The following is a 21,799-nucleotide window of genomic DNA, read 5'->3' on the forward strand; positions in this document are numbered from 1 at the left end:
GTACCTATTTTTGTTATTAAATTTAATATACATGACTTTAAACTTATATTTTATTTAAAATTAAGTATAAATAAAAAGAAACTAACTAAAAATTTATCTATAAAATTTACATATATATATTTTTATAATCTCAATAATACAAATCATATAAACCCAAAAAGTTTGTAAATAATAATATTCAAACCATCCCATAACTAGTCCACTAGCAAACGTAGCGTATATTAACTTAGAAACTAAATCTTTATTATACTTAGCTCTAATTAATAAAAAATATGAATATATTGATATAAATCCAACCATAAGAATAGACTTGATCCATCCACTATATAAAAGTAAAGTTCCAAAAAAAGAATTTACATTACTATATTTATATTCATTTGAAAAAATAGAATATATAGCAGCCTGATTAGTAGGTATATATCCAGTATTCTCTACAATATTAAATTTAGATAAAAATTTAATAAATGGAGAGAAAATTGGATTATTAATAATATCAACATCAAAAAATAAATTATTAGAAATATTATAGTTAAAGCTCTGGATACCTGATGTTAAATAAGATATAAATTTATCAATCATAGTCTTATAAGTATTAATATCGTATATATTACTTTTATCCCAAATTGTTATTTCAATAAAATAGACCATTAGAAAAGCAAATATCCCTAATATACTAACTAACAATATATTTTTAAGCTTTAAATTTTTATTATTAATTATACAATACATAATAGCTCCACCTACGCAAGGCATTATTATCATACCCTTAACAAAAGTTAAAAATATTGGTAATAAAAACAGAATTGCTACAAATATATTCTTTTTCTTCCCCTTTTTATAAGTTCCTAAAAAATATATAACACAAAAAAAGCATATTAATCTTAAATAAAAATTTATTCCTCCTATATATTGAGCTTGAAATCCTTCATTAACAATAAATGATACTTTCGGAAACTTCCTAATCTTATTTATAAAATCTAAAAGTAAAATACTAACTGAAAAAAATCCTAAAACATACATTAATTTATCAACTTTTAAAGTATTAAAAGTTGTTTTTTTATTCTTCTTATATAAATTATTTGCTAGATATTCTCCTATCCCCCCCAAAAGTCTAAATAAGATAGTAAAGATAATGAATATTAAAATCGTATTTGTATGCAAATATTTTACTTCACTACATAATGACATTATATAAGTTATAAAAGTTATCAAATAAATAGGTAATATTAATATATTAAATGGTGTTAGATTACTTCCTAAAATATTTTTATCATATAAATAAATTACTAAAATAATTACTCCCCATATAATCATCAATAATAATGTTATAATATTTAACATATCAGCTTACATATAAAGAGATAACATCTCTTATTGCTCCCTTAACTCCTGTATAAAAAATATTATAATTTTTATTAATTATATTTTTTATAATTAAATGAATACTCTTTAATCTGTTTTTTGAATTTAATTTATTCATATCTTCCCAAAAATAAATACACCTATTTAATTTATTATTTATATCAGTACTTTCATTTCTATAAAATTGAGAATAATTATAAACTGATTTATAGCGTTTCAATCTATCAAATCTAACTTTTTTAATTTTCTTTATATTATTGAAATAACTTTTAATCTTACCAATTAAATTAATATTTTTAGCACCAACAACATTATTAGAATGTTGCCTATATAATATTAATTTTTTATCTAAATATAAAATTCTATTATTCATTGCATATATAATAGCTAACCAACCATCATGTAACCATCCATTAGGTATAGGAAATAACTTTTCAAGTTTGCAGTTTCTAATTGCCATAGTTGCTCCAGTTACTACACATCTATTTAAAAGAATATCTATAATATATTTATTCTCTATTGATGGCTTAAACCCTACACTCTTCCATAAATCAATTTTAAATTCTTTTAACTCAGAATCTACTAAACTAGCATTAGTAAACACTAAATTACACTTTTTATTTTCTTTAAAAATCCTCTCTATAATTTTAACTTTATCAATATCCCAAACATCATCTTGATCTGAAGTAAAAATTATGTCTCCTGTACATTTTTTTATAGCATTTTCAAAATTCTTAGTTACTCCCATATTTTTTTCATTTTCAACTATTGTATATTCTATATTCTTGGAACTTAGTATTCTTTTTATAATCTTTACTGTATTATCAGTAGAAGCATCATCAAATATAACTATTTCATCAGGTCTTCTACTTTGATTACATATACTCATAAGCTGTTCTTCTACATATAATTCACCATTATATGTACATATCGCTACTGATATTTTCAATAAAATCCCCTCCTAAATTTTTTCTTAAAATATAGAACATCATTAATACTATATATAGTTCTGACATTAATGAGGCAATAGCCATCCCTATTCCACTAAAATTAGGAACTAAGATAAATGAAAGGCTGATACAAATCACTCCAGTAGAAATAATTATATTTCTAAATTTCTTTTCCATCCCAATATTTATCATTATCTGTGTTCCAAATAAATTATTCAAAAAAATAGTTGTTGGTATTATAGATAAAATTTTTATAACTAAAGAGGTGTAAGATACATATGAATTAACAAAAATCTTAGCTATTAAATCTGAAAAAACAAAAAGAGAAATAGATATGCTTATAAATAGAAGTGTCCCTTTTTTCATTATCCTTCTTATAAAATTCATTCCTTCAACTAAAGACTTAGAAAATTTCTCACTACTAATTGGGTATATTGCTTTATTAAGGGGACTTATAAGCCCTACAGCTGTTCTAACTATTTTTTCTCCAATAGAATAACTAGCCACTATCTCTGAAGTTGCAAATGCTCCTAATATAAAAACATTAATATTACTAAATAAAGTAGTTGATATTTGTGAAACAAACAAGGTCCATCCTTCTTTAAAAGTTAATAAAACATCATTAAATTTAAATTTAACAAAATGAATTCTGTATTTATGATAAAGATAATACATTCCTAGACAGCTTTGTACTACTGATATTATTGAATATATTATTATGCATTTATATAAATCGGTATCATTATATACAAAAGTAAAAACTAAAAATAATTGAGAAATTTTTGAACACATAGTTATAGTAGAAGATGCTTTCATATCTTCTAGTCCCTGAAACATCCATATAGGATAAATAGTATTGCCTAAACTATAAATCATAAATAAAATACAGCCCTTCTCATAAATTCCATATATATCAGAAAAACTAAAAAAGATACTTATTAATATACATATACCTAAAAGTAATATTAATCTTCCTATTTGTACACTTGTATAATATAAATTTAATTCTTTAATATCTTTTCTTATCTTAACAATTTTCTTTGGAGCACTGAGTGAATAACCATAATCACTTATTATACATATATATCCTGCTAAAAGATAAGAAAATTGAAATATACCATAATTGTTCATTCCTAAATTTCGTGATAAATATGGCATTAATAGTACAGGGAATATCTGCATAAAGAATTGTAAAATGTATAAGAATATTAAATTGCTTTTAAGTTTGCTTTTTAAATTATAATTATTCAAATTGCCTATTCCTCCAATTTAATATATACGATATAGATTCATACCTTTTTAATCTTCTAATATCATTTTTAATTTTTCCTGTTGTAGAATGCTCATTATGTTCTATTTCTATATTATCTAAATATTTTATTTGCTTACCAAATCTATATATTTGTTCAGCTAAGTAAATTTCTTCTGAATATAATAATTTACTGTAGTCTAATGTTCCTCCAAGTGTAAAAAATTCTTTATTTATTATAATAAATGATCCATGTGCTGCATAAATTTTATCTACCTTATCAGTAAATTCACTACTAAAAAAATCTGATTTTATCTTTGCTAATTTATTAAACAAATAGAAGAAAACTTTATTTGAATAAAAGATTTTAAGAATCTTTAATTTTCTATCTTTTATTCTTCCTATTAAAAATGGATTTTGATTTCTCTTTGTTTCTAAACTAATTATCTTAGGTGCTATACAAATAGCATCCTCATTATCTAACTTTGATATAAAATCACTAGATTTTATCTTAATATCAGTATTTGAAATTACCACCCATTTAGGTATTTTTTTAATTTTAATATAATGTTCCAAACCTTTATTTAAAGCTGTAAAGTATCCATAATTGTCATTTAACTCAACTACTTGTACATTTGAGTTTATATTATAAAATTCATCTCTTTTTTCTGAATTATTAACTATTACAATATCTATATTTTTACTACCTAATACATTATTTAGATGATTAGAATAATTAACAACTTCCTTATAGTTCTTATAGTTTACAACTATAAAAACTATTTTTTTCTCACTATTATATTTCATTTTTAACTCCTAAATAATAAAACTTTATATCCCTATACAATAATAATTTAGATTTTCAATATTTCTGAGCTTATAACAACAATTTCTTCCATCAAATATATATTTACATTTTTCTAACTGACTAACTTCTATATCTTTTATCTCATTCCATTCCGTAAATACAAATATCATATCCACATTTTGTACAGCTTCTGATACACTATTTGCATAAGTTATTTCTTTAGGATAAATTTTCTTAAAATTATTAATTCCAACTGGATCATATGCTATTATCTCAGCACCTTCATCTAATAATCTTCTAACATTAACTATTGATGGAGCTTCTCTTAAATCATCTGTACCTGGTTTAAATGTTAAACCTAAAATTGCTACCTTTTTCCCTTTAAAGCTACCGAAAATCTGCTTTGCCTTTCTAAATAACTTATACTTTTGATTTTCATTTACTTCTATCGCTGCTTTAACAGTCTTAAGCTCATATCCATGGTCATTTGCTAACCAATGAAGTGCTTTTGTATCTTTAGGAAAACATGATCCACCATAACCTAATCCTGCATTTAAAAATTTATCTCCAATTCTTTTATCATAGCTCATACCCTTAGTTACATCTTCAATATTTGCTCCAACTAATTCACAAAGATTTGCAATTTCATTTATAAATGAGATTTTTAATGCTAGAAAATCATTTGAAGCATATTTAACCATTTCTGCTGATCTTCTATTTGTAGCTACTATCGGTTGATTAAATGCATTATATATTTCTCTTAGTATGACTTTAGCCTTTTCTGACTCAGTTCCTATAACTATCCTACTAGCATATAAGGTATCTCTAACAGCTGTTCCTTGTGCTAAAAATTCTGGATTTGAAGCTACTTCTATATTTACATTATTTTTAACATTATCTTTTAAAAATTCCTCTATTCTATCATTAGTACCTATTGGGACAGTAGATTTAACTACTACTAAACAATCTTTCTCAACATTCTCAGCAATTTGCCTACATACAGTAAACACATAATCTAAATTAGCAGAACCATCCTCTCTTTCTGGAGTACCAACTCCTATAAAAATTACATCAGCATCTTTATAAGCACCTTTATAGTCAACAGTAAAATCTAACCTACCAGATTTATAATTTTTATCTAAAAGTTCATCTAATCCTGGTTCATAAATTGGAGAAATCCCTCTTCTCATTGTTTCAACCTTTTTTTCATCTATGTCTACACAAATAACATTATGTCCCACTTCTGATAAACAAGCACCTGTAACTAATCCAACATATCCTGTTCCTGCAACAACTAATTTCATTTTATCCTCCCCTAATTATCTTGTACTTTCAGCCTTTTCCCAAAATGGTTTTGATTTTCCACTTAATTCATTAATAGCCCCTTTAAGCTGAGCAAATACTGTAATAAAGTAGTAATAACAAACATACATTATTTTATTTTTCAACTTATCTCCTAAAATCACTAGTAAATAAAACACTACTTGTCCCATAAATAACATTAAATAAAGTTTATTAATACTTACTAAAAATATATTTGATATAAATATTAAAATATGGAGTATCCATAAAGAATTACGTAAATATCTATGTGAAAAATAAAAATAACTAAACCATCCACATTTAAATGGATTATATTTTATCAAATCCGAATAACATATATTTAAAGTTTTTCTAGCCATTCTAACTTTTCTTTTAAATTCATCATCTGTTGTTTCTCCAGCCTTTTCAAAAGCAATAGCATTATTATTATATTTTGATTTTTTTCCTATAATAGCCAACTTTATAGGAAACATACTATCATGACAATATACTGGATTAAGATTTATATAATCACTTTTTCTTACTGCATATATTGCACCATTACCAGCTGTTATGGAACTTATATTAGATTCCCACTCTCTCATCATTAAATCATAATTCCAATAAGAATTTTCTGTCTGACTTGAATCTGAACTAAATTCATTTGTGTATATAAGCCTTCCTGAAACATAACTTATATCCTTATTTTTAAAATAACTAACTAATTCTCTAAGTGCATTTTTCTCTAAAATTGAATTTGCATCTGAAAATATGATTATTTCACCTTTAGAAATTTTAACTGCTTCATTTTGAGCATTTGTTTTACCTTGTCTTTTATTTACTTTATATAGTTTTATACTTATATCTTTAACTCTGTTTATAAATGATGCTACTATATCATTAGTCCTATCTGTACTATTATCAGATGCTATTATTATTTCATAATTATTTTTGGGATAATTTAAATTAGACAAGTTTTCAAGTTTTGTTTTTATAACTTTTTCTTCATTATGTGCAGGTATTATTATTGAAATTCTAGGTGTATAATTTTTATCTATAATCAATTTATCTTTTTTTAAAAATTTATTTATTAAAAGTAAGCTTATAGGATATCCTATAAATGTATGAAATATAAGTAATATACTTATCCAAAACACTAATTTCATAACCTTATACCCCCTAATATTATTTTTACATTCTATATTTAGGAAAGAAATTACCTTCTACATTACATTCTTCTATATTAACTAAATAATCATATATATAATTGTTGTATATCTTTTTTCCTATCCAAAAATCAAATTCATTATTTTTAGAAAATGATTTCTTAAATTTAAATAAACTATCATTATCTCCAGCATATCCACCACCTAAATGGAATAACTTTTTATTATTTTTTGTTCCCCACTTAGCAACTTCATATAACAATAAATTATTAGGAGAAAATCTTAAATATTCTTTTTTAGATCCTGATAAATGATAATGAATAAACTCGTCATCATATAATATTATTGCTGATGCAATAACTTTATTTTTATATATAGCAGAAAATACTTTAAAATTTCCTTTTAAATTTTTTATTATTGAATAAAAAAACTCTTTATTAAAATAGTAATATTCACTAGCATGATCTTTATCCATAGTTTCATAATATAAATCAATTAGTTTATCCATACTTTCAATAGATTCACTAACTTCTATTTTCAAGTTATTTTTAATAGCTTTCCTTATCATATTTCTATTTTCACTTTTCAAGTCATTCCATATAAATTCCTCTCCCTTAGATAAATCTATATATATTGTTTTTCTTATCTTCTGTACAGAATAATAATCTTTTAAAAATTTATGGTTATCTATCATAGGATTAAATCTAATAAATTCACTTATTATATTATTTTTAATACAGTATTTTTCAAATTCAAGTTTATAAATTTCTCTTAGTTTGTCTATCTCCTTACCTTCATATAAAATTCCACCATAACCATAAGGAGTTGCTATATCAAAAAATTTATTTTTATCTATTTTATTTTTAAATTTATCTAAATCTGCTATATCTCTCTTAAAATAAATATTTGCCACTTTTCCATATTCACACTCTAAAAAAAACATTTCTGGTATACCATCACCATTTAGTCTAAAAGAATCTATATAATCATATTTAAAATATATATCTTTCTTTTTAAAACTATTTATTATGTTATTCCACTCATTTCTATTCTTTGAACCTAATACTCTATACATATTAATCCTACTTCCTATTTAACAAATTTCTACTAGACACTTGTAACAAAATTTTATAATCCACCAGTTTTAAACCATCAATATAATTTTCAGACCAAACTATTAATTTTCTTTTCTTATCAAAAGATTTTATAAAATTAATTATCTCCTTATTCTCTATCAACTCCTCATTATATATTTGATAATACTCTTCACCTAGTACACCAACTTTATAACTCTTCTCCAAGTTTCTTATACTTATTTCAGAAAATCCAAATTTATCATAAATCATTTTATATTTTTCATAGTCATCTAAAATAAAATTATTGAAATTATATTTTGATTCTTCTATTTCAATTTCAAATAAATTCTTTCTTTTTAACTCCTTAAATCCTAAGTTTAAATAAAACTGTTTAGCCTTATTATTTTTACTATCAACATATAATTCAATAAATTCTGTATCTTTAAATTTTCTTAATACATGTAAAATTAATTTTTTACCTATAGACTTCCTTTGATATTTACTAGATACAACTAAATAATTTATATGTATCATCTTTTGAAATTTTATAAATTCTATATATCCAACAATCTCTTTATCTAATAGACAAACTGTTCTATATTTATTAGTAAATTTATTTTCTATACTAATGTTTAAATATTCCCCTATACCACTACAATTAAATATAGTTTTTTCTAAATATTCTTTTTTAAATTCACTTCTAATTAACTTAACTATGTCATTTATATAAAACTTCTCTATATCTTTAAAAACAATACTACTCAATAATATTCTTTCCTCTTTCTTCATCTAAATTTAGCATTATACTACTAGTATCTACTACTACCCCCTCAGATTTAAAAACCTTAAATAAAGTTAAAATTAATATCTTAAGATCTAATATTAAACTATACTTTTTTACATACATATAATCATAAGCTAGCCTTTCATCCCAACTAGAAGTATTCCTACCATTTATTTGTGCTAATCCAGTTATACCTGGTCTTACATCAAATCTTTTTCTCTCTTTCTTTGTATAATAAGGTAAATATCTTACTAATAAAGGCCTAGGCCCAACTAAACTCATTTCTCCTTTAATAACATTTATTAATTGAGGAATTTCATCTAAACTTAATTTTCTTAATATAATTCCTAGTTTAGTTAACCTTAAGTGATCTGGTAAGATGTTACCTTTATCATCAGTAGCATTCATCATTGTCCTAAATTTATATACACAAAAAACTTTTTCTTCATACCCTGGTCTTTCTTGTTTAAATATAATTGGACTTCCTAAATTAATTTTAATTAATATACTTACTAGCAACATTAATGGTGATAATATTGTTAAACCAATTAAAGCTACAATAAAATCAATTATTCTTTTTATAAGGAATTGAATTCTTTTTTCTTTCATAATCATCTCCAATAGATATTAAAATAATTTTTTTATTAAATTTATTACTTTGCATTGATCATCAATAGTCATCTTAGTATCACTTGGAAGGCAAATTCCATTTTTAAATACTTTTTCACTTACTGATTCTTTATTTTCATCATTATGATTAAAAAACTTATATCCTTTATAATATGGTTGCATATGCATTGGCTTCCATATATGTCTTGCTTCTATATTATTATTTTCTAAAACTTCTATTATATCTTTTGGTTTAACTTCTGACTTTTCATCAATTGTCATTATAGATAACCAATAATTTGACTGACCATAATCCATTTCTTTAGCCATTTTTAGCTGTGATATCTCTTTAAAAGCTTCTTTATATAAAGTAAATATTTCTTTTTTCTTTGCAATTCTTTGTTCAAGAACTTCCATCTGCCCTCTACCAATACCTGCAACTATATTACTCATTCTATAATTAAAACCTAATTCTTTATGTTCATAGTAAGGCTTATTTTCTCTGGCTTGAGTCGACCAAAATCTTACTTTCTTAATAGCCTCCTCATTATTAGAAACAAGCATCCCACCACCTGATGTAGTTATTATCTTATTTCCATTAAATGAAAATATCCCATAATCACCAAAAGTTCCGCTTTTCTTTCCATCATAGCTAGCTCCTAAACTTTCTGCTGCATCCTCTATAATTTGAACATTATACTTTTTACAGAGTTCCATTAATGGATACATATCAGCACTTTGACCATAAAGATTAACTATAACAACAGCTTTAGGCATCTTATTGATTTCTTCACAATACTTAAAAGCTTTTTCAAGTGCTTTTGGACTCATATTATAACTATCTGCTTCTGAATCTATAAATACTGGAATAGCTCCTTCATAAATAATTGGATTACAACTAGCCGCAAAAGTTAAGCTAGAACAAAAAACTAAATCATCTTTTTTTACCCCTACAGCTTTCAAAGCTAAATGTATCGCTGCTGTTCCAGAAGTTAGCGCTGCAGCATCTTTAGCTCCAACATAATTTGCCACTACTCTTTCAAATTCATTTACATTGGGACCAAGGGGTGCTATCCAATTTGTTTCAAAAGCTTCATTAACATATTTTTGTTCTGTTCCTCCCATATGTGGTGAGGATAAATATATTCTTTTATTCATTTTTCCTCCTTAACACATTAATTCAATTCTTCACCTCTGTTACAGCTACCATATTTTCTGTTTCCCTTATATATGTTGGAACAATAACTGCCATCTTATCTCTTAATTCTTCAGCACTTTTTATTATTAAATTTTATTTTTCACCATAATAATAGTACTTATCTTTACTATATTTACGTTTTACATCATTAAATACTGTTCCTATTATCTTCCCACCTACATTTTCTATTTGCTTTTTTGCCTTTATAGCATTATCTTTCTTTGTACATCCTGCTCTAACAACTAAGATTATTCCATCAGTATTTCTTGAAATAATTTGAGCATCCGTTACTGCTAGTATTGGTGGTGTATCAATAATTATGCAGTCATAATGTTCTCTTAATTCTTCTATAAGTGTTTGCATATTTTTACTCCCAAGCATCTCTGAAGGATTGGGAGGAGTTTTTCCGGAAGTTATAACTGTTAAATTTTTATCAATTTCTACTATGCTTGTTAATAGTTTAGCCTTTCCCACTATAATTTCAGAAAGTCCTGAACTATTACTTATATTAAATTTTTTATGAATTGTTGGTTTTCTTAGATCACAATCTATAAGTATAGTATTTTTTCCATCTTGAGCCATTGAAAGAGCTAAATTACCAGCTATTGTAGATTTACCTTCTTCTGGCTGTGAACTTGTTATCATAATTACTTTTGTATTTTCATCAAAAGATGAATATTGTATATTAGTTCTTAAAATTTTATAAGCCTCTGCACCTATTGATTTAGGATTCTCCTTAACTATAAACACTCTAACTCCCCCTTATTTTTTTGCTTTATATTTTTTCTTTTATATTTTTTTATATCACTCATAATAATTCCTATTACAGGAATATCTAAAACGGATTCTAATTCATCTGATTCTTTAAAAGTATTATCTAAATACTCTAAAAGGAAGGCTAGTCCCACACTTCCTACTAAACCTAGTAAAAATCCAATTGTTATATTAAGCATTTTATTTGGGGCAATTGGAACTGTTGGTACTTCAGCTTTTTGAATAACTTTAATATTTCCATTTGGTATAAGCTCAGCTGATTTTTTTATAAATACATTTGTAATTCCATTTAAAATATTAATTACTTCATTTTTATCTCCTGTTTTATATGCAATATCTAAAATTTGAGTATTTTCACCTGGTATTACTGTAAGATTTGAAAGTACTCTTGATACATTTGATAAGCTTGTATCCTTTCCTGTTAATTTTAAAGCTTCTTTAGTTGAATCTTTTGTTTTAATAATTTCAGCATATGTTTTCATAAGATTTTGATACATAGTAACATCATTATTACTGTAATCTTTTGACTCGCTAGTAGCTCCTTCTTTACCTATAAAGACCTTAACTCTACCTTCATAAGTAGGTTTTATAACATAGAAACTCAATACTCCAGCTACTAATGTAGTAAAAATAGTAACTAGAATTATCATTTTCCATCTTTGTTTTATAATATAAAAAATATCATTTAAATTTATCCCCTCTTCTCTCATCTCTTTCCCCCTATATCACATTTATTTAACAGCAAACTAATTTAAGTAAATATTTATATGTACGCATTTATTATTATGTAAATTATCTAGTTGATATTTTTTATATAAGTATATTAAAATCTTTTTACTTCAAATTAAGTTCACCTCAGCTATTATTTCAATTAAAATCAATATTTATATATACATATTCAAAATTATATATATTATGTATCATTTGTATAAATATTTTATTTACTCTGTAATCTACAAATAAAATTAAAATAAAAAAGATACTAAATTATGTTATTTAGTATCTTTTCATAGATTTAAAAATTTAATATGTTCATAAGTAATAGATTATTAATTTAAAATATCTTCTTTTGATATATGTTTCCACTGACCATATTCTAATCCATCAATAGTCAAATTTAAAATTCTAATTCTCTCTAACTTTTGAACTTTATATCCAAATGCTAGGCACATTCTTCTTATTTGTTTATTTAATCCTTGAGTTAAAATAATTTTAAATGTTTTTTTATCTATTCTAGTTAATTGACAAGGCTTTGTTATAGTACCACATATCTCTACACCATTTTCCATCCCTTTAATAAAATCATCATCAAATTCTTTATCTACAGTTACTATGTACTCTTTTTCATGACCATTTTCAGCTTCTAAAATATCATTTGCAAAATCTCCATCATTAGTCAAGATTATAAGCCCTTGTGATTCTTTATCTAGTCTTCCAACTGGAAATATATATTCCCCATAATTTATATAGTCTATTATATTATCTTTAACTTCTTTAGCTGCTGTACAAGTTATACCCACAGGTTTATTTAAAGCTATGTACACTCTTTTCTTCATTTTTATAGGCTGATTATCTATAAGAATCTCATCTTCATCTATTTCAACCCATTGTCCTTGAATAGCAAGTTTTCCATTTATTATTACTCTTTCTTCCTCTATAAGCCTTCTAGTATCTTTTCTTGAACAATATCCAAAATTGCTTAAAAGTTTATTTATCCTCATTTTTTAATATTTCCTTTCAGAACTCTACATAATTAAATAAATTATATCATATAAAAAAATAAGTAATTTTATAAAATAAAAAAGAAGATGTCTATTTTAAACATCCTCTTATATATTTTATTAACTAATTAAGCTACTGCTAAATCAGCTTCAATCTCTTCTTTTTTAGCTTTTCTACTATTATAAATCTTCTTCCACATATAATATCCATAAACTGAGCTTACTCCATATTGAAGCCAAGTCATAGCTCCTGATAAATCTCCTATTGAGAAAGTTGAGCTTTTAATCATAGTTTCAACAAATACTATAAATCCTATATTTGATAACATCCAGAAGAACCATTGTTCTACATATCTTCTTGAAGTTAAATATAATGCATATGTTGTTACAACTGATGATAAAGAATCCATTATATATGAAGGATCTGGTTTTATCTCTTTATTAAATAAGTTTAACATTATACTTGGTAGGTTCTTTAATAATAAAGCATATAGCCCCCAAGCTGTAAGCATAATTATTATAGTAGCAACCCATTGTTTTTTAGTAAACTTTCTAGCCTCTACTACTCCATCTCCTGTTTTTTGTGTACTCTTCTTCCATGAAATAAATCCTGCTATTTCTAAAGGTATAAGTAGAAGTAAATTCTTCATTGCTTCTCCATATAATCCTCCCATGAAAGAAATTGCTGTCATAGCTAAAGTATTTAATATCCACCAGCTATAAACAATTAAATTTGCCCTAGCTTGATAAATTGATGTTATAACTCCTGAAATAGTTGCAACAAGACCTATAATACCAGCCACTGTAAATACACTACCAAGATTTCCACCATGTATAAATGCTGGAACAAAAAAAGTAGCAATACTTGAAATCATAAAAACATTAAAAAATATTTTTTGAAAAGGTGTAAATGCTCTATAAAAATTCATTTCTGCCTCACTTTATTCTTCTATTTTATTTGAATGATATATTAATATTTTATTAACAATCATACATATTTAATTTTATAAGTATACAAATAATTTTTCAATAATTACAGAAATTTTTATCATATAAATTTATATATCTAATATTATTGAATTTTTTATTACTTTTTATAATCTTTATTATTAAATCAATAAGAATCTCTCTAAAAATACGAATATTATTCTAACTATTCTTTATTATATTCTGTTAATAATTTCATCAACCAACTTATCCTTTTACTTATATTAGATATTAAGATTTTATTAATTATAATATTATTAAAAACAGTACTATTTCTTAATTAGCACTAAATAAAAATAGAAGGTTATTAAATATGAAAATAAGTAGATGTCATTATTGTGGAAAAAAGCTTATTTCTACTGAAAATTATTGTGATGATTCCTGTAAAGAAAAAATATGATAGGATTAATAAGAATTTTAGCAATAATTATTTCTCTCTCCCCCCTTTATAATATCTTCTCTCTATTTATATAACTTATATAACAAAATAAAAAAAGAATTATCCTTCTAAAAAGATAATTCTTTTTTTATTTTACTTAAAAGTATATTTATATTTTATATATTTACTTCACCTGCTAATGGATATGATGGAATTCCTGAATTTATATTTAATGTATATATTGATCTTGTATTACAAAGCTCATTATAAGTATTAACAGGTAAAAGATTACCATCTTTATCAATCATCCCGCTATAAGTTCCCCAATTTTGAACTGATTCAGCCATTTTTGATAATGGTGCTGCAAAAAATGAATAATAAAACTTACCTCTAGCAAAATTTTCAGGATAAATAGGGTATGGCCATTCATTAATTGGTAAATTTGTTTTATAAGCAACATTTATAAGTAGTTTATTCGCTCCAAGTTCATTAACTAAAGCTTCTTTTTGTTCTTTGGTTCCATTTAAAAGAATATCCTGTTGGGTTTTAGTTAAATTAATATAGCCACTATTAGGTACTTTATTTTTTATTGCATTATAAACCATTTCTCTAAGCGCACCAACTGAAAGCCCCATTTTATATGCTTTAGCACCAAGTTCAGCATAATCTTGACCAGCTGCAACATCTATTGTAGAAAGATCACTTGGTAAAGTATTAGAATTATTACCTGTTACAGCTTTACTTACAATAGCTACTTTGGGATTATTTACAGTAGTATCTATATTATTTGAACTATGATCTACAGATACATTATCTTGTGTAGTTGAACTAGTATTCTTTATATTTTCAGAGTCAGCTTTATTTACTGCTATTTTATTATCATTTATTTGATTAGTTTGAACTGTATTTTTAACTTGTGAAGTATTGCTAAAACCTATATAACACGCTACTCCTCCAATAACTACTACTGCTACAATTATTCCTATAAGTAATTTCTTCATTTGTTTTCTCCTTCCAATTCTTCAAATATAAGTTTACACCTAAAGCTTATAATAAAAGAAAAACTTTAGTAACAAAATAATGGAATAACTATAACTTATTAGAATTTAAACTTATATAAAATTTATTTATTCTTTAAACTTAAATTTTATATAACTATTAACAAAACAAAAAAAGAATTGCCTTAAAAAAGACAATTCTTTTCTTAATTATTTCACAGCTTTCATAACTGTTTTTCTTATCATATCTACTGGTATTATTGTTAATGCTAATACTAATATTAGCAGCCAATACTTAGCTTCGAAAGGATAGCAGTTAAATACATCTCCACCTATATAAGTTATGATAACTTGAACTACAAGTATTATTCCCATAACCTTAACAAAGCTCATATTTTCTTTTAAGCCAGAAGTTATATTTAGACTATCTGTTCTTACATTAAATCCATTGAATACAACTACAAATACAAATAATGAGAAGTATGCAGTTGTTAATACATGTTGATTTTCAAACATATTCACAAATAGAGGTAACTTTAAGAATACTATACTTAATGCAGCTAACCATGCACCTGAAACTAAAACCTGTCCCATCATATCTTTTGATACAATACTTTGACTTCTTGACTTAGGTTTTTCTTTCATATAACTCTTAAGTGCTGGTTCTGAACCAAGTGCTAAAGCTCCAAGTCCATCCATTATAAGATTTATCCATAAAATATGTGTAATACTTAATGGTTCTGCTACCCCTATAAAAGGTCCTATTGCACATACTGCAACAGCAGCAACATTTATAGTTAATTGGAATTTTATAAACTTAAGTATATTATTATAAATTGTTCTTCCATAAAGAATAGCATTTTCTATGGATTTAAAGTTATCATCTAAAATAACTATATCTCCAACTTCTTTTGCTACATCAGTACCTGATCCCATTGCAAATCCAACATCTGCTCTCTTAAGTGCTGGAGCATCATTAACTCCATCTCCTGTCATACCACAAACAAGATTTAATTCTTGTGAAAGCNGCCATTCATTAATTGGTAAATTTGTTTTATAAGCAACATTTATAAGTAGTTTATTCGCTCCAAGTTCATTAACTAAAGCTTCTTTTTGTTCTTTGGTTCCATTTAAAAGAATATCCTGTTGGGTTTTAGTTAAATTAATATAGCCACTATTAGGTACTTTATTTTTTATTGCATTATAAACCATTTCTCTAAGCGCACCAACTGAAAGCCCCATTTTATATGCTTTAGCACCAAGTTCAGCATAATCTTGACCAGCTGCAACATCTATTGTAGAAAGATCACTTGGTAAAGTATTAGAATTATTACCTGTTACAGCTTTACTTACAATAGCTACTTTGGGATTATTTACAGTAGTATCTATATTATTTGAACTATGATCTACAGATACATTATCTTGTGTAGTTGAACTAGTATTCTTTATATTTTCAGAGTCAGCTTTATTTACTGCTATTTTATTATCATTTATTTGATTAGTTTGAACTGTATTTTTAACTTGTGAAGTATTGCTAAAACCTATATAACACGCTACTCCTCCAATAACTACTACTGCTACAATTATTCCTATAAGTAATTTCTTCATTTGTTTTCTCCTTCCAATTCTTCAAATATAAGTTTACACCTAAAGCTTATAATAAAAGAAAAACTTTAGTAACAAAATAATGGAATAACTATAACTTATTAGAATTTAAACTTATATAAAATTTATTTATTCTTTAAACTTAAATTTTATATAACTATTAACAAAACAAAAAAAGAATTGCCTTAAAAAAGACAATTCTTTTCTTAATTATTTCACAGCTTTCATAACTGTTTTTCTTATCATATCTACTGGTATTATTGTTAATGCTAATACTAATATTAGCAGCCAATACTTAGCTTCGAAAGGATAGCAGTTAAATACATCTCCACCTATATAAGTTATGATAACTTGAACTACAAGTATTATTCCCATAACCTTAACAAAGCTCATATTTTCTTTTAAGCCAGAAGTTATATTTAGACTATCTGTTCTTACATTAAATCCATTGAATACAACTACAAATACAAATAATGAGAAGTATGCAGTTGTTAATACATGTTGATTTTCAAACATATTCACAAATAGAGGTAACTTTAAGAATACTATACTTAATGCAGCTAACCATGCACCTGAAACTAAAACCTGTCCCATCATATCTTTTGATACAATACTTTGACTTCTTGACTTAGGTTTTTCTTTCATATAACTCTTAAGTGCTGGTTCTGAACCAAGTGCTAAAGCTCCAAGTCCATCCATTATAAGATTTATCCATAAAATATGTGTAATACTTAATGGTTCTGCTACCCCTATAAAAGGTCCTATTGCACATACTGCAACAGCAGCAACATTTATAGTTAATTGGAATTTTATAAACTTAAGTATATTATTATAAATTGTTCTTCCATAAAGAATAGCATTTTCTATGGATTTAAAGTTATCATCTAAAATAACTATATCTCCAACTTCTTTTGCTACATCAGTACCTGATCCCATTGCAAATCCAACATCTGCTCTCTTAAGTGCTGGAGCATCATTAACTCCATCTCCTGTCATACCACAAACAAGATTTAATTCTTGTGAAAGCTTAACCATTCTTGATTTATCTGTTGGAAGTGCTCTTGCTATAACTCTTAAATTAGGTAATATTTTTTTAACTTCATCATCTGAAAGCTTATTAAGCTCTTCTGAAGTTAAAGCAATATCTGTTTCCTTTTCTATAAGTCCACAATCTTTAGCTATAGCTACTGCTGTTTCTTTTCTATCACCAGTAATCATAACTACTTGGACACCAGCATTTTTAACATCATTTATAGCTTCTCTAGCTTCTGTTCTTACTTCATCTCTTATACCAACAAAACCAACAATAACTAAATCATCTGGTAATTCATTTGGAGTAAGAGGTTTTTCACTATATGCAAATGATAAAACTCTCATAGCTTTAGTTGCTAATAAGTCTATCTTATTATTAATCTTATCCTTATCTAAATCTACAATTTCACCATTTTCATTTATATACTTTGTTGCCTTAGATAATAATCTTTCAGGCGCACCTTTATAAACTGTTTTCCCTTCTAATTCTGATGATGAATATTTATTTGTTGAATTAAACTGCTGAGCATTTTTTATTTCAAGACTTTCATACTTATTAAAAGTATCTTTTCCAAGGAAATTAAGTAAAGCCTTATCAGTAGCATTTCCTCCAACAACTTCTCCATTTACATCAAACATAGCTCCTGTATTTTTTCCTATACATAAAGCCATAAGTTCATTAATTTTTGAACTTTCATTATAAGTATCTTTAATATCTCCATCAAAGAATTCTACAACTTCTAATTGACCTTTTGTTATTGTTCCTGTTTTATCACTAAATAATATATTTAATGAACCTGCTGTTTCAATCCCTATTGGCTTTCTAACTAAAACATTTCTTTGAAGCATTTTTGCAGTATTCTTCATAAGAACTATGGCTATCATAAGAGGTAAACCTTCTGGAACTGCCATAACTATAATTATTATAGCCATCATTAATATTTGAAGTATATCTTTAAATATGAAGATAAATCCTTCATTTAAATAAGCTGAAACTCCACCAACTGAAATTATACTTTGGAAAAGTAATGCTATAGCTATTACAACAGCACCAATATATCCAAACTTAGAAATTTTATTAGCAAGGTCTGTAAGCTTTAGCTTTAATGGACTTTCAACTTCATCAGCTGCCATATCCTCTGCCATAGCTCCCATAACTGTTTTCATACCAGTTTTAGTTACAAGCATTACTCCAGAACCATCAATAGTAACTGCTCCTCTAAATAAAGAATATTTATCTACAAATATTTCTCCTGTAACAGCTACTTCAGCTTCTATATCAGAATCTACTAAAGAAGGGTTGGCTTCTTTTTTACATTCTTCTGCTTCTCCATTTAAAGCAGAGTTATCTACACTTATGTTACCTTCTATTAAATATCCATCAGCTGGAATTTTATCTCCTGCTTGAAGAATAACATAATCTCCAGTAACTATTTCATCTATAATTATCTCGACAATCTGCCCATCTCTATAAACTTTACATTTATCTTTCTCAGCATTATTTTTAAGTTTTCTATATTCTTTATCAGACGCCATTTCTGTTTTTGCAGAAATTATAGTAACTAAAAATATAGCAACAACTATTCCTATAATTTCTCCCCACTGCGCATAATTTAATATGGCCATAACAGCCATAATTGCAGTAATACCTAAAAGGAGTTTTATCATAGGATCTCCAAAGGCCGCTTTAAACTTATCAAAGAAAGTTTCTATTTTAGCCTCATGAATTATATTATCTCCATATTTCTGTCTATTTCTTTCTACTTGTTGTTTATCAAGTCCTCGTTTCATTTCTCTCCCCTTGTCTTTTGTTATTTGTAATTATATAAAATTTATATAAAAACTTTAAATTATTAGTATACCAACCATATTTTTAATATTTCTTTAATTTAATTATAACATTTAAATAAAATCGAGTTTTTATTTGTAAATTCCTAAATATTCACTCCTTTTTATATTTTATTATCTTTTTATTATTAAAAATATATTTTTTTTGATATAAACCCTCCTAATTCAATTTTTATTTAACAATTTAATATTATATGTTTTTAATTGTTAAATATCTGTTAAAATAAATCTTATAACTTTATCTTATTTTAAACACTTCATTTAATATAATTCAAATAATTTGGAATAATAAAACTATAAAAAATTTAAATTTAAACATTTTATGACATTGACGTAAACAAAAATTCATAATATAATTCATATATCAACAAAAACTGATAAGTTTTTTTAGAACTTAAAAGTTTTTAAGCAATAATATTACAAAAGAAAAATTAAAGGAAAGGAATTATACATTATGGAAAACATTAATTCAAACAATCAAGAAAAAAAAGTTAATGTTCCTTTAATTGCTGCTATATTTTTACTTGGAGCTTTTGTTTCATTCTTTAATGAAACATCACTTACAACAGCTCTACCAATGATAATGAAAGATTTAAATGTAACAGCATCACAAGGACAATGGCTAACAACAATCTATATGTTAGTTGCTGGTATAATGATACCTGCTACACCATTCTTAATAAAAAGATTCTCAACAAAGGGATTATTTATATTATCAATAGGTAGTTTTACAATAGGTACTGCAATCGGTGCATATGCTAAAAACTTCGATACACTTTTAGCAGCTAGAACATTACAAGCTTTCGGAGCTGGTATGATTCTACCATTTATGCAAACAGTATTCTTAACTATCTTCCCAAAAGAAAAGAGAGGTATGTCCATGGGTATCATGGGTATAGTAATTGGTGTTGCACCTGCTATAGGACCTACTCTTTCTGGTTGGTTAGTTGAACACTATAAATGGAACGATTTATTCTTTATCTCATTACCACTTGTAGTAATAGATTTACTTGCAGGTATTTTCTTATTACAAAACATAAAAAGTGCTGAAAAAGCTAAACTTGATATTTTATCAGCTATAACATCAATCATTGGATTTGGTGGATTATTACTTGGATTCAGTAATGCTGGTACAGATGGTTGGGGAAGTGAAAAAACTTTAGTTCCTATAATCGTTGGTGTAATTTCATTAATTATATTTGTATGGAGACAATTAAAGATGGAAGATCCATTCTTAGATTTAAGAATCTTCAAGAACACAGTATTTACTAGTTCAACACTTATAATAATGGTTATCTTCGGAGGATTTATGGCATCTGAAGTATTACTTCCATTATATATTCAAGAAGCAAGAGGATATTCATCACTTGATTCAGGACTTACATTACTTCCTGGTGCTTTATGTATGCTTGTTGTCAGCCCACTTTCTGGAGCAATATTCGACAAAATCGGAGCTAAGCTTCTTGCAATTATAGGACTTATATTAATGACAGGTGGTACATTAGCATTTGGATTCCTTACAGATACAACACCAATAGGATATGTTGCTGGAATGTATGCTTTAAGACTTATAGGTCTTGGTCTTGTAATGATGCCTGTAACAACAACAGGATTAAATGAAGTAGATAAGAGATTATTCTCACATGCAACTGCTGCAAATGGTGCTCTTAGACAAATTGCTGGTTCAATTTCAACAGCTTTACTTGTAACAGTTATGTCTAACGGAATGAAGAACTATATAACAAATAATGCTGCTACAGAACACGGAAAGAACTTAATGATTAAGGCTCAAGTTCACGGACTTAACTTATCATTCTTAATCGCAACAGGAGTTACATTTATAGCATTACTTCTTGCTATCTTTACTATTAAAGGTAAAAAGAAAACTGCTTAATAAATAATTAAATAATAAAATTAGAGCTAACAAAATGAAAAAACATTTTGTTAGCTC

Annotated in this window: 18 protein-coding genes; 1 reads left to right on the forward strand and 17 read right to left on the reverse strand. The window is 25.8% G+C overall.

All coding sequences use genetic code 11. The features are described from left to right. Positions 1 to 93: 93 nt before the first annotated feature. The 17 genes from BN8917_RS10685 to BN8917_RS10765 all read right to left on the reverse strand — a co-directional run bounded on the left by BN8917_RS10685 (position 94) and on the right by BN8917_RS10765 (position 19,791). Positions 94 to 1,341, reverse strand: coding sequence for a DUF6337 family protein (locus BN8917_RS10685; RefSeq protein WP_066874253.1), 1,248 nt, complete (start codon positions 1,339 to 1,341; stop codon positions 94 to 96). A gap of 1 nt (position 1,342) precedes the next feature. Next, positions 1,343 to 2,311, reverse strand: coding sequence for a glycosyltransferase family 2 protein (locus BN8917_RS10690; protein ID WP_066874255.1), 969 nt, complete (start codon positions 2,309 to 2,311; stop codon positions 1,343 to 1,345). Further along, a complete protein-coding gene (locus tag BN8917_RS10695) occupies positions 2,280 to 3,563 on the reverse strand; it encodes an oligosaccharide flippase family protein (RefSeq protein ID WP_066874257.1) in 1,284 nt (427 codons plus the stop codon). The genes BN8917_RS10690 and BN8917_RS10695 overlap by 32 nt, the downstream gene beginning before the upstream one ends. Further along, positions 3,556 to 4,368, reverse strand: coding sequence for a glycosyltransferase family protein (locus BN8917_RS10700; protein ID WP_066874259.1), 813 nt, complete (start codon positions 4,366 to 4,368; stop codon positions 3,556 to 3,558). Before BN8917_RS10700 ends, BN8917_RS10695 begins: the two co-directional genes overlap by 8 nt. Positions 4,369 to 4,392: 24 nt before the next feature. Next, the gene (locus BN8917_RS10705; protein ID WP_066874261.1) at positions 4,393 to 5,673 is read right to left on the reverse strand and encodes a UDP-glucose dehydrogenase family protein; all 1,281 of its coding nucleotides are present in this window, start codon (positions 5,671 to 5,673) and stop codon (positions 4,393 to 4,395) included. Between the two features lie 15 nt (positions 5,674 to 5,688). Further along, entirely contained in the window at positions 5,689 to 6,837 is a 1,149-nt protein-coding gene (locus tag BN8917_RS10710) for a glycosyltransferase family 2 protein (RefSeq protein WP_066874263.1), read from the reverse strand. Positions 6,838 to 6,862: 25 nt separating this feature from the next. Further along, entirely contained in the window at positions 6,863 to 7,912 is a 1,050-nt protein-coding gene (locus tag BN8917_RS10715; protein ID WP_066874265.1) for a lipid II:glycine glycyltransferase FemX, read from the reverse strand. Positions 7,913 to 7,919: 7 nt separating this feature from the next. Continuing rightward, on the reverse strand, positions 7,920 to 8,702 hold the full coding sequence (locus tag BN8917_RS10720) for a GNAT family N-acetyltransferase (protein ID WP_084748607.1): 783 nt from the start codon (positions 8,700 to 8,702) through the stop codon (positions 7,920 to 7,922). Then, positions 8,671 to 9,306 carry a sugar transferase gene (locus BN8917_RS10725; protein ID WP_096030722.1) on the reverse strand — a complete coding sequence of 212 codons (636 nt, stop codon included), beginning with the start codon at positions 9,304 to 9,306 and terminating at the stop codon, positions 8,671 to 8,673. Before BN8917_RS10725 ends, BN8917_RS10720 begins: the two co-directional genes overlap by 32 nt. An 18-nt stretch (positions 9,307 to 9,324) precedes the next feature. Beyond that, the gene (locus BN8917_RS10730; RefSeq protein WP_066874271.1) at positions 9,325 to 10,464 is read right to left on the reverse strand and encodes an aminotransferase class I/II-fold pyridoxal phosphate-dependent enzyme; all 1,140 of its coding nucleotides are present in this window, start codon (positions 10,462 to 10,464) and stop codon (positions 9,325 to 9,327) included. 133 nt (positions 10,465 to 10,597) lie between these two features. Beyond that, positions 10,598 to 11,254, reverse strand: coding sequence for a CpsD/CapB family tyrosine-protein kinase (locus BN8917_RS10735; RefSeq protein WP_066874273.1), 657 nt, complete (start codon positions 11,252 to 11,254; stop codon positions 10,598 to 10,600). Next, the gene (locus tag BN8917_RS10740) at positions 11,245 to 11,988 is read right to left on the reverse strand and encodes a YveK family protein (RefSeq protein ID WP_066874275.1); all 744 of its coding nucleotides are present in this window, start codon (positions 11,986 to 11,988) and stop codon (positions 11,245 to 11,247) included. The genes BN8917_RS10735 and BN8917_RS10740 overlap by 10 nt, the downstream gene beginning before the upstream one ends. A gap of 339 nt (positions 11,989 to 12,327) precedes the next feature. Next, positions 12,328 to 12,999, reverse strand: coding sequence for a pseudouridine synthase (locus tag BN8917_RS10745; RefSeq protein ID WP_066874277.1), 672 nt, complete (start codon positions 12,997 to 12,999; stop codon positions 12,328 to 12,330). A 128-nt stretch (positions 13,000 to 13,127) separates the two neighbouring features. Then, positions 13,128 to 13,928: a nicotinamide riboside transporter PnuC gene (gene pnuC, locus BN8917_RS10750; protein ID WP_066874279.1), complete on the reverse strand. Its 801-nt coding sequence runs from the start codon at positions 13,926 to 13,928 to the stop codon at positions 13,128 to 13,130. Between the two features lie 613 nt (positions 13,929 to 14,541). Beyond that, positions 14,542 to 15,366 (reverse strand): hypothetical protein, encoded by an 825-nt coding sequence (locus tag BN8917_RS10755; protein WP_066874281.1) that lies wholly within the window; start codon positions 15,364 to 15,366, stop codon positions 14,542 to 14,544. 207 nt (positions 15,367 to 15,573) lie between these two features. Beyond that, the gene (locus BN8917_RS14835; RefSeq protein WP_066874283.1) at positions 15,574 to 16,971 is read right to left on the reverse strand and encodes an HAD-IC family P-type ATPase; all 1,398 of its coding nucleotides are present in this window, start codon (positions 16,969 to 16,971) and stop codon (positions 15,574 to 15,576) included. A 207-nt stretch (positions 16,972 to 17,178) separates the two neighbouring features. Then, positions 17,179 to 19,791, reverse strand: a complete 2,613-nt coding sequence (locus BN8917_RS10765; protein ID WP_066874285.1) for a cation-translocating P-type ATPase — start codon at positions 19,789 to 19,791, stop codon at positions 17,179 to 17,181. A gap of 511 nt (positions 19,792 to 20,302) precedes the next feature. Here BN8917_RS10765 and BN8917_RS10770 point away from each other — a divergent pair. After that, the gene (locus BN8917_RS10770) at positions 20,303 to 21,742 is read left to right on the forward strand and encodes an MDR family MFS transporter (protein ID WP_084748609.1); all 1,440 of its coding nucleotides are present in this window, start codon (positions 20,303 to 20,305) and stop codon (positions 21,740 to 21,742) included. Positions 21,743 to 21,799 lie beyond the last annotated feature (57 nt).

This window comes from Clostridium mediterraneense (assembly GCF_900091705.1).
GTDB lineage: Bacteria > Bacillota > Clostridia > Clostridiales > Clostridiaceae > Sarcina > Sarcina mediterraneense.

What these genes read in the sequence shown, in the direction of transcription:
- BN8917_RS10720 (WP_084748607.1), bottom strand. Translation starts at nt 8,702, where the DNA reads ATGAAGAAAGAGGAAAGAATATTATTGAGTAGTATTGTTTTTAAAGAT.
- BN8917_RS10685 (WP_066874253.1), bottom strand. Translation starts at nt 1,341, where the DNA reads ATGTTAAATATTATAACATTATTATTGATGATTATATGGGGAGTAATT.
- BN8917_RS10700 (WP_066874259.1), bottom strand. Translation starts at nt 4,368, where the DNA reads ATGAAATATAATAGTGAGAAAAAAATAGTTTTTATAGTTGTAAACTAT.
- BN8917_RS10755 (WP_066874281.1), bottom strand. Translation starts at nt 15,366, where the DNA reads ATGAAGAAATTACTTATAGGAATAATTGTAGCAGTAGTAGTTATTGGA.
- BN8917_RS10715 (WP_066874265.1), bottom strand. Translation starts at nt 7,912, where the DNA reads ATGTATAGAGTATTAGGTTCAAAGAATAGAAATGAGTGGAATAACATA.
- BN8917_RS10725 (WP_096030722.1), bottom strand. Translation starts at nt 9,306, where the DNA reads ATGAAAGAAAAAAGAATTCAATTCCTTATAAAAAGAATAATTGATTTT.
- BN8917_RS10740 (WP_066874275.1), bottom strand. Translation starts at nt 11,988, where the DNA reads ATGAGAGAAGAGGGGATAAATTTAAATGATATTTTTTATATTATAAAA.
- BN8917_RS10730 (WP_066874271.1), bottom strand. Translation starts at nt 10,464, where the DNA reads ATGAATAAAAGAATATATTTATCCTCACCACATATGGGAGGAACAGAA.
- BN8917_RS10705 (WP_066874261.1), bottom strand. Translation starts at nt 5,673, where the DNA reads ATGAAATTAGTTGTTGCAGGAACAGGATATGTTGGATTAGTTACAGGT.
- BN8917_RS10745 (WP_066874277.1), bottom strand. Translation starts at nt 12,999, where the DNA reads ATGAGGATAAATAAACTTTTAAGCAATTTTGGATATTGTTCAAGAAAA.
- BN8917_RS10770 (WP_084748609.1), top strand. Translation starts at nt 20,303, where the DNA reads ATGGAAAACATTAATTCAAACAATCAAGAAAAAAAAGTTAATGTTCCT.
- BN8917_RS10765 (WP_066874285.1), bottom strand. Translation starts at nt 19,791, where the DNA reads ATGAAACGAGGACTTGATAAACAACAAGTAGAAAGAAATAGACAGAAA.
- pnuC (WP_066874279.1), bottom strand. Translation starts at nt 13,928, where the DNA reads ATGAATTTTTATAGAGCATTTACACCTTTTCAAAAAATATTTTTTAAT.
- BN8917_RS10710 (WP_066874263.1), bottom strand. Translation starts at nt 6,837, where the DNA reads ATGAAATTAGTGTTTTGGATAAGTATATTACTTATATTTCATACATTT.